Below are 15,807 nucleotides of genomic sequence, written 5' to 3'. Positions count from 1 at the left end.
ATTTTTTTGAAATTGTTTGAGTGTAAAAATATTTTGTCTCAAAAGTATAATAAAAATAACTTCTTATTGATGTTTAAATAAGTTAGAATTGTAAGTTTTTTATAACCAAAGAATAATTGTTTTTGAATGTTGAAAGTTTACGTTTAAATGGTTAGTTTTGTTAAAAAACCATAACTAAATGTCTGAAGTTGTCCTTACCTTACAAAATGCTCAAATATTTCAAAGAGAAAATTTAGTGTTATCTAATGTTAATTTGCAAATTAACAAAGGAGATTTTGTTTATTTAATAGGTAAAACGGGCAGTGGTAAAAGTAGTTTGATGAAAACATTGTACGGAGATTTACCATTAGAAAAAGGAAAAGGCACAGGTAGTATTGTTGGTTTTGATTTAAACACATTAAAAGAAAAAGAAATCCCTTTTTTAAGAAGAAAACTTGGAATTGTTTTTCAAGATTTTAAACTGTTGAATGACAGAAGTGTATTTGAAAATTTGTTTTTTGTATTAAAAGCAACAGGTTGGAAAGACAAAGATAAAATGAAGGCTAAAATAAATGAAGTGCTTTCTAAAGTTGGAATGGAAACTAAAGGATTTAAAATGCCATTTCAATTATCAGGAGGTGAGCAACAAAGAATTGCTATAGCTAGAGCCCTATTAAACGATCCTGATTTAATTTTAGCCGATGAACCTACAGGAAACTTAGATCCCTCAACCTCGGTTGATGTTATGAATGTTTTAAAAGAAATTCACGAAAGCGGAAAAACCATTTTAATGGCAACGCATGATTATGCATTAATTTTAAAATTTCCGTATAAAACTATTAAATGTGAAGGAGGAGAGTTATTTGAAGTTGTTCAGCAAAGAGCAGCCAATTAAATAATATGCCAAATTAGTAAATTGTTAAGCTGTAACTCTTTTAAAGACCAAATAATAAATATTAGCTAATAAAATAAATGTGTTTGTAATCACTATTGGCCAAGAAATATCAAGCATAAAACCATATATAACAAAAAGCAGAGCTCCTATTGAATTGATAATTCGTAATGTACTTACATTTTTCATCATAAATGATATAATAAGAGCTAAAGAAGCTAAATAACCTACCCAATCTGTAATCGTAATTCCTAAAATCATTTTTTTTGTTTTTTAAAGCGGACAAAGATACTTATAAAAAATTAAAAAGGTACTGTTATAAAAAAAGAAACCTCACTCAAAGATGAGTGAGGAAAATTGCTATGAAAAAGATTGGTAAGTTATTACGCTTACCAGATACAAATATACAAAGAATTTAAATTGAATGTAAAAATAACTGTTAAAATTTTCTAAAATAAATTTAATATTAAAATTTAACCTACAATGGTTTGTTTAATCTGCATGATAACATATTATTAACATTTAGAATTGCTGGTTTTTATAAAAAAATAATATATATTTGTACTCAAAAACGATTTTAGTCGAAAAAATCAAACACTAACATGGCAATAGATCAAACCAGAGATAAAATTGTAGATGCAGCTGAGCGTTTGTTCAGTAAGTTTGGATTTCATAAAACTTCTATGGATGAAATTGCTAAAGTATCTAGAAAAGCTAAAGGTTCTTTATACTATCATTTTGCAAGTAAGGAAGATTTATTTAGACAAGTTGTTTCTAATGAACTAGTTAATTTTAAAAACCAGATGTCTCTAATTATTGATGATAATAATTTAAAAGCATCTGAAAAAATTAAATTGATACTTATTACCAGGATGAGGGTTGTAAATGAAGCTGCAAATTACCATGATACATTAAAAGCTGATTTTTTTGAACATTATGATTTTATTGATGATTTAAGAATTGAACATGATAAATGGGAAAAATCAATTTTAAAAGACCTGATAATTCAAGGTGTAGAATCTGGTGAATTTACAACAAATTTGGATGTTGATGAGTTATTGGAAATGTATCTTATGCTTGTAAAAGGGCTTGAGATACCATTCTTTCTACAAAACAAATATAAAAAATACTACTCTTCCTTTGAGAAGTTAATAGATATATTTATTAAAGGATTAAAACCTTAATTGAAATAAAAGAAAAGATAAAAACATAAAAATAGACAATTGTAAATTATTTAAACATGAATAATAAAATTCTAAAAATTGAAAAGTGGGCGGTATTAGTTTTAATAGTTGCTTTTTTACTTGGTTGTAAAGGTAAAAATGAAAAAGACTCTGAAGATTCTGTTAATAAAGATTTCAAAGTAGAAGTTATAGAAGTTGGAGTAACTACATTAAATAGAGAATATACATATAGTGGTTTTGTTGAACCAAAAGTAACAGTACCGCTAAGTTTTTTACTACCCGGCACAGTGATTTCAGTATATGTTGAAGAAGGAGATAAAGTTAGTAGAGGACAAGTTTTAGCTGAATTAAATAAAGTAACGGCAAATAATACATATCAAGGAACTTTGGCCGCGTTAAACCAAGCAACAGACGCCTATAACCGTTTAAAATCGGTTTATGATAAAGGGAGTTTGCCTGAAATAAAGATGCAAGAAATCACTTCTCAGTTAGAGCAAGCAAAATCAACTAACAAAGTAGCGTATCAAAACCTTACAAATTGTACTTTAAGAGCTCCAAAATCAGGTTTTATAGGTGCTAGAAACATTGAAGTAGGCTCTAGTACAATACCGGGAAATCCAGTAATAGATTTGGTTCGAATTGATGAAGTTTATGTGAGAATTTCAGTTCCTGAAAATGAAATAAATAAAATTTCAAAAGGTCAAAAAGCCAAAATCATTATATCTGCATTGGGAAGTCAGGAATTTATAGGTAAAGTTGAAAAAGTGGGAGTGGTAGCCAATAGAATGTCTAAAACTTATGAAGTAAAGATTCTTGTTCCAAATCCTGAATTATTAATGAAATCGGGGATGGCTTGTGACGTTGATGTAAAGTTAGATTCTGCGACTAAAAGTAGATTAGCGATACCTTATCGTTCAGTAATAAAAGATGAAAATGATAAAAACTATGTTTTTAAAGTTGATGTAGATTCCAAAACTGTTACTAAACAGTTAGTTGAGTTAGGACCTTTTGCAAATAACCAAATAGAAATAGTTTCCGGGCTTTCTCAAGGAGACATTATTGTTACGGAAGGACATCACCAATTAACTAATAATGATAAAGTTAGATTTTAAATTTATCACACTATTTTAATTATAATATAAGCATATTTATATGAAAAAAGGAATGAATATTATTGAGGCAGCAATGAAGCATTATCAAATTGTTGTATCAATTGTAGTTTTAATGATGATTTTAGGTGCTTTGGGTTTAAAAAATATGCCAAGACGCGAATTCCCTGAGTTTACAGTACGTCAGGGTATCGTTGTTGGTGTTTTTCCGGGCGCAACATCATTAGAAGTAGAAGAAAAATTAACAAAAGTTGTTGAGGATTATATATTTGGTTATGAAGAAGTAGATAAATCAAAAACCCATTCGCAATCCAAAGAAGGGCAAATGATTGTTTATGTTGAGCTTAATGGAAATATTAAGGATGCAGATAAATTTTGGTCTAAATTTAGACACGGACTTAATGAATTACAAGTACCGGCAGGCGTTTTGGCTTTAATAGGAAGTAATGACTTTGGAGATACCTCAGCATTATTAATTACAATGTCTTCAGACCAAAAAAGCTATAGAGAACTTGGAGATATTATGGATGATTTAGAAGCTGAAATACGAAAAATACCGGAAGTTTCTAAAATAAAAAGTTTTGGTGAACAAAAAGAAGAAATCTATGTATATATAAAACCTGAAAAACTCAAAGAATTTAATTTAAAACCCACCACAATCTTAGGTTCATTTCAACTACAAGAATCAATCAATTATTCGGGAACTTTAGATAATGATGATTTGGTAATGCCAATTCATTTACCTCCAAGATTTGAATCGGAAGAAGATTTGGAAGAACAAATAGTATATTCAGATCTTCAGGGAAATATTGTACGATTAAAAGATGTAGCTTATATAGAACGACGTTACGAAGACCCTACAAATTTTATTAGAAACAACGGGAATAATTCATTACTTCTTTCTTTAGAAATGCAAAAAGGAAATAATATTGTGCATTTTGGAGAAGATGTTCAAGCAGTATTAGATAAATTTTCAGAACGAACAGATAGTGATGTCAAATTAAATATCATTTCAAGTTTACCAGAAGTAGTAGATGCTTCCATTTCTCATTTTTTAAAAGAATTTGTTATTGCAATTGTTGCGGTAATTATAGTTACAATGTTGTTATTGCCATTTAGAGTAGCGGCAGTAGCAGCTGTATCAATCCCCATTTCTATTTTAATTACATTAGGAGTAATGCAGTTGGTAGGTATTCAATTACATATTGTGTCTTTAGCCTCTTTAATTGTAGTTCTTGGAATGGTAGTAGATAATGCCATTGTTGTAATAGATAGCCATGTAGAAAAATTAGACCATGGCGAAAATCCGTGGGATGCGGCTTGGAAGGCGGCAACAGAATTATTTATACCAGTGTTAACTGCTTCGCTATCAATTTCAGTTGCATTTTTCCCAATGTCACTTTTCTTAACAGGTATTGCTGATGATTTTGTGGGGAGTTTACCTGTTACTATTGGCATAGCTATAGGTATTTCTATGCTTGTGGCACTTTTGCTAACGCCTTTTATGTGTTATGTCTTTATAAAAAAAGGACTTCATGATGAGACCAAAAAAGATAAGGAAAGTCTAAAAGATAAGAAGAGCTTATTGGATTATGTGCAATATTGGTTTGATAAAGCGCTTAGTATTTGTTTCAAAAACCCTAAACTAACCATTTTTGCAGGAATTTTATCTATAGTAATCGGAGTATTGCTTTTTATGGGCTTAGACCAAAAATTGTTTCCTGAAATGGAACGAAAACAATTTGCGATAGAAGTGTATTTGCCTGAAGGATCTTCTGCTATAAAAACAGAAAAAGTAATAGATAGTTTAGAAACCATTTTAAAACAAGATGAGCGCATCACAAATATTGCCAGTTTTATAGGAAATGGTTCACCAAGGTTTAACGCATTATATGCACCTCATATGCCGGCAGAAAATTATGGACAGCTTTTATTGAATACGGTATCAAATGAAGCAACCGTTGATATAATTGATGAATATACGGTAAAGTATAGAAATGCTTTCCCTTTTGCACATGTAAAGTGGAAGCAGTTGGCAATGGAAGATTTTAAAGCTCCTATTGAAGTTAGAATTGCAACAAATAATATAAAAGACCTAAAAGAAGTTGGAGAAAAGGTAAAAGATATATTAAATAAAAGCGGAGATTTTGAGTGGATTAGAGATGATTGGTATGAGAAAAGACAAGGAATTTCAGTAGAACTAAACAAACATAAAGCCAGTCAATTGGGATACGCAAAATCTTTAGTGGCTTCATCATTATTAATTTCTTTAGATGGTTTGCCTTTGACAACGGTTTGGGAAGATGATTATCCTATTAGTGTAATTTTATCAAAAGAAGATTATCAAAAAAACAGTATAGATGATTTAGGGAATCAATACATTACTTCTATGCTAACACTCGAAACATCACCTCTTCGCTCTATAGGTACTTTAAAGCCAGAGTGGACCGAGGGTACTATAGCTAGGAGAAATGGAGTGCGTACACTTACAGTATTGGGAGATATAGTTAGAGGAGGAATTCCAAATACTGTTCTTAGTAAAATACGTCCTGAAATTGAAAAATTGAAGTTACCGGAAGGCGTAACTATTGATTATGGAGGTGATTATCAAGCAAGTTTAGAAAATTTTCCACCAATGGTTGCTTCTTTAGGAGTTAGTGTTGTATTGATCTTTTTCATCTTAATGTTTCAATTTAAAACCATTAGAAAAGCATTGCTTATTATGTCAACTATGTTGTTGAGTATTTTTGGTGCATCATTGGGCTTAACAATAATGGGGTATCCATTTAGTCTTACAGCTTTTATGGGAATTATGGGATTAGCAGGTATAGTGGTTAGAAACGGTATTATTCTTATAGATTACGCAAGTCAATTGGTTCATAAGGACGGAATGTCTTATGAAGAAGCAGGTTTAGCAGCAGGTAAACGTAGAATGCGTCCTATCTTTTTAACATCACTGGCAGCTGCTGTAGGTGTAATACCAATGATTATTAGTGGTTCGCCATTATGGGGTCCGTTAGGTACTGTAATATGTTTTGGTTTACTTACAGGTATGGTACTTACATTGTTGGTTTTACCGGTATTATACTGGAAGTCAGTTGGTAGAGCGGCAGAAAGAAAAGAAGCAAAAGCTATAGAAAACTAATTAATAATTTTTTGAAAAAAGAATAAAATGAAAAAATTAAATATCGTAATAATTACACTATTATTTTTTAGTTCATCTTTAATTGCTCAAAAGCTAACTTTAGATTCGTGTAAAGTGTTGGCAATTGAAAACAATAAGCGTTTAAAAGAATCACAATTAAAGTTAGAAGCTTCCGAAAAAGTTAAAAAAGATGCTTTTACCAAATATTTTCCAACAGTAAGCGCTTCTGGTTTTGCATTCAAATCTTCTAAAGATTTTTTAGATATTAAAACAGAAGCTATGGATTTACCGGTATATGATGGTAATACTGCCAATTTAGCTGCAGCTACACAATTTGCTTATGTTCCACCTATTAGTATACAAACGTTGGATTATGCAAATACTGCAATGGTTACAGCAGTACAACCTTTATACGCGGGTGGACGTATTAGAACTGGAAATAAATTAGCTGAATTGAATGAAGATGTTACTCAATATCAATATAATTTAACCAAATCTGAAATATTGGTAACTACGGAAGATTATTATTGGAATTTAGTAGCCTTAAATGAAAAGATAATAACACTTCAGGATTATGAAATGCTTTTAAAAGCATTACTTAAGGAAGTGGGGGATTTTTATGACGCAGGTTTAATTAAAAAAAGCGACTTATTAAAAGTACAATTGGAATTAAATAAAGTTGATGGAAATAAACTAAAACTTAATAATGGAACCGATATTTTAAAAATGGCTTTTTCGCAACATCTTGGTATACCTTATGATGAGAATTTTAATGTTCAGGATTCAATTGGAACTATTTTACCTCCTGAAAATTATTATACTGAAACAGGTTTAGCATTAAAAAATAGAGAAGAATATAAAATGCTTAATAAAGCTGTTGAAGCTGAAGAATTACAAAAGAAAATGACCGATGGAGAATTGTTACCTCAGTTAGCTGTTGGTGTTGGTGGAATGTATTTAGATATGATTGATCAGGATGACACATACGGACTGGCTTTTGCAACATTATCTATTCCTATTTCTGATTGGTGGGGAGGTACTTATAAAAAACAAGAGCATAAAATTAAAATAGATATTGCCAAAAATAGTTTAGAGCAAAATTCTGAATTATTACAATTACAAATGTCTAAGGCTTATAGAGATTTGACTGAAAGTTATAAACAAATTGATATAGCGCAAACATCGGTTAATCAATCTTTAGAATATCAAAAAGAAATGGAAGATAATTATGATGCCGGATTAGAAAGTTTATCAGATTTATTAGAAGCAAGAGCTATGGCTCAAGAAGCTAAAGATGCTTTAATTGATGCTAAAACTCAATACAAAATAAGAATAGCTGACTATTTGCAAACGTTGGGTAAAACAAATTTTTAATTTTTTTTTAAAAGTATGATATAAGTCATACTTATAATTGAATTTTCGAATTAGTTTTACATCATCAAACAATTGCTTAACCTTTTAAGTAATGTTTTTGATTTTTTTAGTTAGTAGTAAAAAAAGAGGGTTTTGTTAAAGCTCTCTTTTTTTGTTTTAAGAGTTCAGATACATGTTTTCAATAAAAATGCATTAAAATTTTAGAGATTTATATTATTGAATAGCACCAATTCAATATTTTAAAAAAGTATTTTGAATAATACTATCTTTAAATATTAACTTAACAGTATTTAATTAATTATGAAAATAAACAAGTTTAATAAAGTGAAAAAAGCATTCTTTTCAGTAATACTATTTTTTATTTGTAGTACAACAACATTCTATTCACAAGTTTTTTGTATCAATAAAACATCTGATCAGGTGCAAGGAGAATTAGATGGTTATCGATATGAGTTATGGAATCAAAATTCAGAAGGAACTGCCTGTATGACACTTGGAAAAGGTGCGTTGTTTAGTGGAGAATGGATTGATATACATAATTATTTAGCACGCAGAGGTTTAAGCTTTGATCAAACTCAAGAACATCAAGAAATAGGCTCGTTTTTTACAACGTACAATTGTGAATATAATCCTTCTTCAGCTAAAAAAGGTAATTCATATTTATCTGTTTATGGTTGGACAACAAATCCTTTAACAGAGTTTTATATACTTGAAGATTGGCGAAATTGGATACCTTCAATGGATAAAAATGCTGTTTTAAAAGGTTCGTTTTATGCAGATGGGAGTATTTATGATGTGTATGAGTGTGTAAGGGTTAATCAACCATCTATTGTAGGAGTTACTACTTTTCCACAATATTTTAGTATACGAAGAGATAGACGAAATAGTGGCGATATTGATATTTCAAAGCATTTTAATAAATGGAAATCTTTAGGTTTGTTAATGGGGAAAATGTATGAAGTATCATTTGTTGTTGAAGGTTATAAAAGTAGCGGTAGTTTTAATTTTAAACAATTAGAGATAGTTGTAAAGTAAGATTAAAATACAATATTTAAGAAGTTTTCTACTTAATAAAGTATATAAGTGGAGACGCCGGGAATCGAACCCGGGTCCAAACAAGCAACCAAAATACTTTCTACATGCTTAGTTTTTAATTAATTTTAGTCTTAAAGCTGATTAAAAACTACCTACTTTAAGCTTAGTTTCTTAAGTTTCAAAATAATATCGAAACACTATTATTTCTATGTTAACTTTTACGATGCCTCTATGTAGAACGCCGCTAACCAAGGCTTTCAAGAGACATTTAGCTTTCGTACCTAGTACGACAAGGCTCATCTTACTGTGATTCAGATTAAGCAGCTAAAGCGTAGTTATCTTCGCCGTTTATGGTTTTGAAATTGAGATTTACGAGTGCTATTTCATTACTCGGCATGCTTATATTTTAATTGACCTTGCAGTCAAAACCAGTCGTCCCCAATAAATCAAAGAACTAATTCTTGTAAAGGACAGCAAATGTATAAAAAATAAGTCAATTTAATTATTTGTTATATCCTTTAATTCATAATATCTTAGTATCAAAATATATACCAATTTTATAGAATGAAAATAGGAATTATTAAAGAAAGAAAAAGTCCACCAGACAGGCGAGTTGTATTATCACCTAAGGAATGTAAAAGAATTTTAAAAAAATACCCTCAACTTACTATTAATGTAGAAAGTTCTGAAGATCGTTTTTTTACGGATGAAGACTATAAGAATGAAGGAATTAAAGTTGTAAACAATGTTTTGGATTGTGATGTTTTGTTGGGTGTAAAAGAAGTACCTATAAATTATTTAGTTCCTAATAAAAAATATTTTTTCTTTTCTCATACTATTAAAAAACAAAAGTATAACAGAAAATTATTACAATCAATTTTATCAAAAAACATTGAATTATACGATCATGAAGTCATAGTAAATAAAAAAGGGCAACGATTAGTTGCTTTTGGTAGATATGCCGGTATTGTAGGAGCTTATAACGGATTTAGAACCTATGGATTAAAATTTAAGTTATTTGAGTTACCTAAGGCTGAAACACTTCACGATCAATTAATGCTTATTCACGAGTTACAAAAATTAAAACTTCCTAATATTAAAGTTGTTTTAACAGGAAAAGGAAGAGTTGGTAATGGAGCAAAAGAGATGCTTAAAGGAATGGGAATGAGGAAGGTAAATGTAAAAGAATTTTTAGAGAAAACGTTTGATGAACCGGTTTATGTTCAAATTGATGTGTTGGATTATAATAAAAGAAAAGACGGTTTAGTGAAAACTCAGAGCGATTTTTTTGACAATCCGACAGAGTATGAATCTAACTTTATGAGGTTTGCAAAAGTGGCCGATTTATATATTGCAGGACATTTTTATGGAGATGGAGCTCCTTATATATTTACTAGAGAAGACGCAAAATTAAAAGAATTCAATATAAAAGTTGTAGCAGATATAAGTTGTGATATTGACGGTCCGGTGGCTTGTACAATTCGTTCTTCAACAATAGCAAAACCAATTTATGGTTACAATCCACAAACTGAAAAAGAAGTTGATTTTAAAAATAAACAGGCAATTGCAGTTATGGCAGTTGATAATTTACCGTGTGAGTTACCCAAAGATGCATCAGAAGGATTTGGAGATAGTTTTGCGAAAAATGTTATTCCGGCTTTCTTTAATAATGATGACGAAGGAGTTCTTTATAGAGCAAGAATGACTGAAAATGGAAAACTAACCGAACGATATAGGTATCTTCAAGATTATGTAGATGGAAAATAATCAGCAACATGAATTGGAGAAATTAGCCAATACTAAAATGCCTTACGGAAAATTTAAAGGAAGATATTTAATTGATTTACCGGAACATTACTTAGTTTGGTATCGTAATAAAGGTTTTCCTAAAGGTAAATTAGGTGAAATGTTAGGATTAGTATACGAGATTCAATTAAATGGATTGGAAGATTTGGTTAGAAAACTAAAAGATAATAACTAAAAGGGAGTAAATTATACTCCCTTTTTTTCATTTTTTAATATTCCCAGTCAATTTTTCGAGACGCATACATTACTATTGATAAAATCACAAATAATCCTAAACTGCCTACTAATAGGGCATAATTTTCTAATTGTATAATTATAAATATAAACGTGTATAAAGCAGTTAATGATAAACCGATTAATAAAGGAAATTTATAGGTTTTTAGTATGGATTTTGAATACAAGGTTATTAAAACGATGACAGAAATTCCTGAAATTATGTATGCTGTTAAAAAATTGGTATGTTCAGAAATTGAAATAAGTAACGTATAAAAAACGGTTAAAGCTAATCCAATCATAAAGTATTGAAATGGATGAATGTTAATTTTACTTATGCTTTGTATTAAAAAGAAGATTAAAAAGGTTAAGGCAATCACTAAAAAACCATATTTAACCGAACGTTCGCTTTTTTGATATTCATCAATAGGAATCATAAAATTTACACCAAATGCAAACTTGTTAAGATTAGGTAATATTTCAAAGTATTCTTGCGAAAAAGGTCTATTAATGTGTAATACTTTCCATTTAGCATCAAAACCACTTTTGGTAATTTTATCTGAATTTAAAGGTAGAAAATCACCAATAAAATTTGTAGTATTCCAGTTAGAAACTATGTTTAAATTTGTTTCTTTTCCAATAGGAATAATTCTAATTTGTTTGCTGCCGCTAATATTAAAATTAATGCTGAAATTAGAATCTAATTTATCAGTAGGTAATACTTTTTTATCTAAAAAGGCAGTTTCAAGTTTGTTTAAGGTAATGTCGTTTAAATTGAGTTTATTTTCAACTTCATATTGAGGTAAAAAAGAAAATATTTGTTGGTCAAAATTAATAGACACTTGATTGTTAATACCTTTTAAATTTGATGTTTTAATTATAATGGTAGCCTTGTTCCACATAATATCTGTTTCATTTACATTAATGGTTGTAAAATCAGGTTTTTCATAAGTGCCGTTTATTTTAAATTCACCTTTATAAACTGATGTTTTGTAAATGCCTCGTTTTTTTTCTTGCGGTGTAATATTTGCATACATATCCAATTTTTTCGGAAAAAAATAGGCGTAATTAATGTGTTCAATTTTTTCTGTTCTGTTTTCTCTTATGTTTGTTGATGTAATAATTTTTTCAGAATACGTTTTATAAGGGATTTTTAAAATAGGTCCGTAAAATAAAACTTCGTTTCCCCATTTTTCATTAATTTCATTTACAACAGATTCTTGTCTGTTCGATCGTTCGGTAATTAAAGTGTTAATGTAAGATAAAGGAATTAGTAACACTATTACTAAAAAACCTACCATAAGCATTCTTGCAGTTACTGATGTTTTAAGCCAATTGCTAAATTTGTTTTGTTGTTTTTCCATGTTTTAAATATTAAAAGAACTTTGAAATACAAAGTAAAATTGTAAAAAAATTAGTTATTATTTAATAGTTTTTCAAGAGCGTTAATGTGTTTAATAAATTCAAGTTTTCCAAGTTTTGTAATGCTGTATTTTGTATTGGGTTTTTTCCCAATAAATTGTTTTTTTATACTAATATATTCTTCTTTTTCCAATGATTTTATATGACTGGCTAAATTGCCGTCAGTAACTCCTAAAATATCTTTTAATGAGTTAAAATCAATAGTATCATTAACCATTAAAGCAGACATAATTCCTAATCTGACTCTATGATCAAAAACTTTATTTATATTTTTTAAAATATCTTTCAATGTATATTCTTATCATATTTATTGTACAAAACTGCACCGTAAACAATATGCATAACTCCAAATCCAAATGCCCAAAAATACAGTCCGTATCCTATAAATTGAGTTGAAACTAAACCTATAATTATTGTAGCTAAACCTAAATATCTTATATCACCCAAGGTGTATTTACTGGCATTTAAACAGGCTAAACCATAAAAAATTAAAGTACATGGAGCTATTAGGCCTATTAAATTATTTTGGTACAATACAATACAAAATGCACCTCCGGTAAATAGAGGTATTGAAAAATTTAAAATAAGTCTTTTTGAAGTAGCATCCCATAATTTTTCTCCACTTTTTTTAGCTTTTTTTGCTGATAGAATATAAGCTGATAAAATAGAAAGTAATAAAACTAACAATGCAATAACAATTAACGTGTATTCTAGATAAGAGATTGGAAGCAGTGAGTAACTGCTACTTGAATTTTTGTAATTTGTAAGTATTAGTTGAGCGGTAATTGCACCAATAATTGCATAAATACCTGCTAATATTCCAGATAAACCACTTAATGAAATAAAACGTGATGAGCGATTCATGATGGTTTTTATTTCTGCTATCTCTTTTAAATAATCTTCTTTGTTCATAAAAAAGTACTTTGAAAAACAAAGTAAGTGAATTTTATTTAATATTCAAATTAATTTTTAAACTTTTCAACAACAAAATGTTATTAACTAATTTATGTAAAAGACAAAAAGGTTTTAATTATTCAATAATTTTAATGCTCAAATTTCAATAACAATAAACCAACTTAAAATGACTGAACAATTAGTTTTCCCAAAAACTTATACGTATAATGAGGTGTTAAATAGCGCTTTAGATTATTTTAAGGGTGATGAGCTTGCTGCAACAACTTGGATGAATAAATATGCCATGAAGAATAAAAGTGGCGAATTTTTAGAGGCTACACCTAATGATATGCATAAAAGAATGGCAGCTGAATTTGCCAGAATTGAGCAAAAATATGGCAAAAGAAAAAATAATGTTGAAGGGTTATCTGAATATGGACAAAAGCGTGAATTTTTGTCAGAGACTGAAATTTTTAATTTATTTAAAGATTTTAAATATATCATTCCGCAAGGTAGTGTAATGTCATCTTTAGGCAATTATAACGTAATAGCTTCATTATCAAATTGTGTTGTTGTACCACCGGTTTTTGATTCATATGGGGGAATTTTCTATACCGACCAACAATTGGCACAGTTGTTTAAACGAAGATGTGGAGTTGGAGTAGATTTATCTAATTTAAGACCAAATGGAGCTAAAGTTTCTAACTCGGCGGGTACTACTACCGGAGCGGTTTCATTTATGAACAGGTTTTCAAATACAACTCGTGAAGTAGCCCAAAACGGCCGCAGAGGAGCTTTAATGCTTACAATGGATATTGCGCATCCTGATATTGAAGATTTTGTGAAAGTGAAGCAAGATTTAACGAAGGTTACCGGAGCAAATATTTCTATTCGTTTATCAGATGAGTTTATGATTGCCGTAGTAAATGATGATGATTTTACCTTACGTTGGCCAATAGATAGTAAAACACCTAAATATACTAGAACAATAAAAGCAAAAGAGCTTTGGGAAACAATTATACAATGTGCACATAATACAGCAGAACCTGGCTTAATATTTTGGGATCGTCAACATTATTATTCAACATCATCCATTTATCCGGGTTTTAAGAACAGCTCAACAAATCCTTGTTCCGAAATTGCAATGCAAGGAGGTGACAGTTGTCGTTTAATAGCCATTAATTTATACAGTTTTGTAAAAAATCCTTTTACTGAAAATGCTACGTTCGATTTTGACAAATTCTATAAAGTGGTTTATGAATCTCAACGACTTATGGATGATTTGGTTGATTTAGAGTTGGAAGCAGTTGATAAAATATTCAACAAAATTATGCACGATAAAGAACCTACCGAAATTAAACAAGTTGAAATTGACACTTGGAAATTATTATATAAAACAGGTAAAAAAGGAAGACGTACAGGTTTAGGTTTTACCGCATTAGCCGATGCAATGGCAGCTTTAGGCAAAAAGTTTGATACTACTGAAGCAATTGAAGTGGTTGATGAAATTATGAAAACAAAACTTAGAGGTGAGTTTGATAGCAGTATTGATATGGCTATAACCCGTGGTAAGTTTGAAGTATTTAATCCGGAAATTGAAAAATTCTCAGAATTTGTTCAAATGATGGAAAAAGAATTTCCTGATATATATGAAAGAATGATGCAATATGGTAGAAGAAATATTTCAATAAGCACAGTGGCTCCAACAGGAAGCTTAAGTATGTTGGCACAAACATCATCAGGAATTGAGCCTGTATTTTTATTATCATATAAACGAAGAAGAAAAGTAAACCAAGATGATACCAATGCCAAAGTAGCTTATATTGATGATATGGGTGATGCTTTTGAAGAATTCGAAGTTTACCATCCTAAATTAAAAAAATGGATGGAGGTTACAGGAAAAACAGATATAAAAGAAAGTCCTTACAGCGGTGCAACTGCTCCTGAAATTGATTGGTTAAAACGTGTTGAAATGCAAGCCTTGGTTCAAAAATATACAACACACTCAATAAGCTCAACTATCAATTTACCAGCCGATGTATCTGTTGATTTAGTAGGTGATATTTATATCCAATCATGGAAAAAAGGTTTAAAAGGTATTACAGTTTACAGAGATGGATCTCGAAGCGGAATTTTGGTTTCTAATGAAGATAAAAAAGAACAAAAAAATAGTGAATGTTATGCCGAAACCAAGTTTCCGAAACGACCTAAAAAAGTAAAAGCAAAAGTGGTGCGTTTTCAAAATGATTACGAAAAGTGGGTGGCAGTTGTTGGTTTAATTGATGGTAGACCTTACGAAATATTTACAGGTAAAATTGAAGATGCATTTATTTTACCAACATGGTTAGAAGAAGGTTGGGTTATTAAAAACAGAGATAAAAACGGAGAATCTCGTTACGATTTTCAGTTCTTAGATAAACAAGGATATAAGGTTACTTTTGAAGGACTTTCACGTACGTTTGATAAAGAATATTGGAATTATGCTAAGTTAATTTCAGGTATATTACGTCATGGCATGCCAATACCTTATGCTGTAGATTTAATTAATAATTTAAACATGTATGATGATAATATTAATACATGGAAAAACGGTATTGCACGTGCGTTAAAACAATTTGTTGCTGATGGTACGCAAGCCGTTGATAAAAAATGTCCTGAATGCGGTGACCCTGAAGGGTTAATTTATGAAGAAGGTTGCTTGAAATGTAAAAATTGCGGACATACAAAGTGTGGATAATTTTAATTGAGTTAATA

At 29.8% G+C, this 15,807-nt stretch carries 13 protein-coding genes and 1 other RNA gene; 9 read left to right on the top strand and 5 right to left on the bottom strand.

All coding sequences use genetic code 11. From position 1 onward, the window contains the following. Positions 1-178: 178 nt before the first annotated feature. On the top strand, positions 179-874 hold the full coding sequence (locus HGB55_RS11565; protein ID WP_168817059.1) for a cell division ATP-binding protein FtsE: 696 nt from the start codon (positions 179-181) through the stop codon (positions 872-874). Between the two features lie 24 nt (positions 875-898). On the opposite strand, the gene HGB55_RS11560 is transcribed toward HGB55_RS11565, so the two are convergent. Next, positions 899-1,132, bottom strand: a complete 234-nt coding sequence (locus tag HGB55_RS11560; RefSeq protein ID WP_168817058.1) for a uroporphyrinogen decarboxylase — start codon at positions 1,130-1,132, stop codon at positions 899-901. A 341-nt stretch (positions 1,133-1,473) separates the two neighbouring features. On the opposite strand from HGB55_RS11560, the gene HGB55_RS11555 reads away from it, so the two are divergent. From HGB55_RS11555 to HGB55_RS11535, 5 genes are all read left to right on the top strand, one after another. Beyond that, positions 1,474-2,055, top strand: coding sequence for a TetR/AcrR family transcriptional regulator (locus HGB55_RS11555; protein ID WP_168817057.1), 582 nt, complete (start codon positions 1,474-1,476; stop codon positions 2,053-2,055). Between the two features lie 56 nt (positions 2,056-2,111). After that, positions 2,112-3,167 (top strand): efflux RND transporter periplasmic adaptor subunit, encoded by a 1,056-nt coding sequence (locus tag HGB55_RS11550; RefSeq protein ID WP_168817056.1) that lies wholly within the window; start codon positions 2,112-2,114, stop codon positions 3,165-3,167. 40 nt (positions 3,168-3,207) lie between these two features. Beyond that, the gene (locus HGB55_RS11545) at positions 3,208-6,309 is read left to right on the top strand and encodes an efflux RND transporter permease subunit (protein ID WP_168817055.1); all 3,102 of its coding nucleotides are present in this window, start codon (positions 3,208-3,210) and stop codon (positions 6,307-6,309) included. Positions 6,310-6,336: 27 nt separating this feature from the next. Continuing rightward, a complete protein-coding gene (locus HGB55_RS11540; RefSeq protein WP_168817054.1) occupies positions 6,337-7,683 on the top strand; it encodes a TolC family protein in 1,347 nt (448 codons plus the stop codon). A gap of 300 nt (positions 7,684-7,983) precedes the next feature. Further along, positions 7,984-8,718 (top strand): glycoside hydrolase family 11 protein, encoded by a 735-nt coding sequence (locus HGB55_RS11535; RefSeq protein ID WP_168817053.1) that lies wholly within the window; start codon positions 7,984-7,986, stop codon positions 8,716-8,718. Positions 8,719-8,764: 46 nt separating this feature from the next. Here HGB55_RS11535 and ssrA read toward each other — a convergent pair. Continuing rightward, positions 8,765-9,158, bottom strand: a transfer-messenger RNA (tmRNA) gene (gene ssrA, locus HGB55_RS11530). 124 nt (positions 9,159-9,282) lie between these two features. Between ssrA and HGB55_RS11525 the strand changes: the two genes are divergently transcribed. Next, entirely contained in the window at positions 9,283-10,485 is a 1,203-nt protein-coding gene (locus tag HGB55_RS11525) for an NAD(P)-dependent oxidoreductase (protein ID WP_168817052.1), read from the top strand. Next, positions 10,475-10,699, top strand: a complete 225-nt coding sequence (locus tag HGB55_RS11520; protein WP_168817051.1) for a DUF3820 family protein — start codon at positions 10,475-10,477, stop codon at positions 10,697-10,699. Before HGB55_RS11525 ends, HGB55_RS11520 begins: the two co-directional genes overlap by 11 nt. A gap of 34 nt (positions 10,700-10,733) precedes the next feature. Here the strand turns inward: HGB55_RS11520 and creD are convergent, their stop codons facing one another. From creD to HGB55_RS11505, 3 genes are read right to left on the bottom strand one after another with little or no spacing between them, the layout of a single operon-like run. After that, a complete protein-coding gene (creD, locus tag HGB55_RS11515; RefSeq protein ID WP_168817050.1) occupies positions 10,734-12,101 on the bottom strand; it encodes a cell envelope integrity protein CreD in 1,368 nt (455 codons plus the stop codon). Positions 12,102-12,151: 50 nt separating this feature from the next. After that, positions 12,152-12,448: a transcriptional regulator gene (locus HGB55_RS11510; protein WP_168817049.1), complete on the bottom strand. Its 297-nt coding sequence runs from the start codon at positions 12,446-12,448 to the stop codon at positions 12,152-12,154. Then, positions 12,445-13,071, bottom strand: a complete 627-nt coding sequence (locus HGB55_RS11505) for a hypothetical protein (RefSeq protein WP_168817048.1) — start codon at positions 13,069-13,071, stop codon at positions 12,445-12,447. The genes HGB55_RS11510 and HGB55_RS11505 overlap by 4 nt, the downstream gene beginning before the upstream one ends. A 169-nt stretch (positions 13,072-13,240) precedes the next feature. Between HGB55_RS11505 and HGB55_RS11500 the strand changes: the two genes are divergently transcribed. Then, a complete protein-coding gene (locus HGB55_RS11500) occupies positions 13,241-15,790 on the top strand; it encodes an adenosylcobalamin-dependent ribonucleoside-diphosphate reductase (protein WP_168817047.1) in 2,550 nt (849 codons plus the stop codon). The last annotated feature ends 17 nt before the right edge of the window (positions 15,791-15,807 follow it).

The sequence above is a fragment of the Lutibacter sp. B1 genome (genome assembly GCF_012524075.1).
Lineage (GTDB): Bacteria > Bacteroidota > Bacteroidia > Flavobacteriales > Flavobacteriaceae > Lutibacter.
Note: the sequence above shows the minus strand (reverse complement) of the source record. Positions and strands in the feature narration are given on the sequence as shown.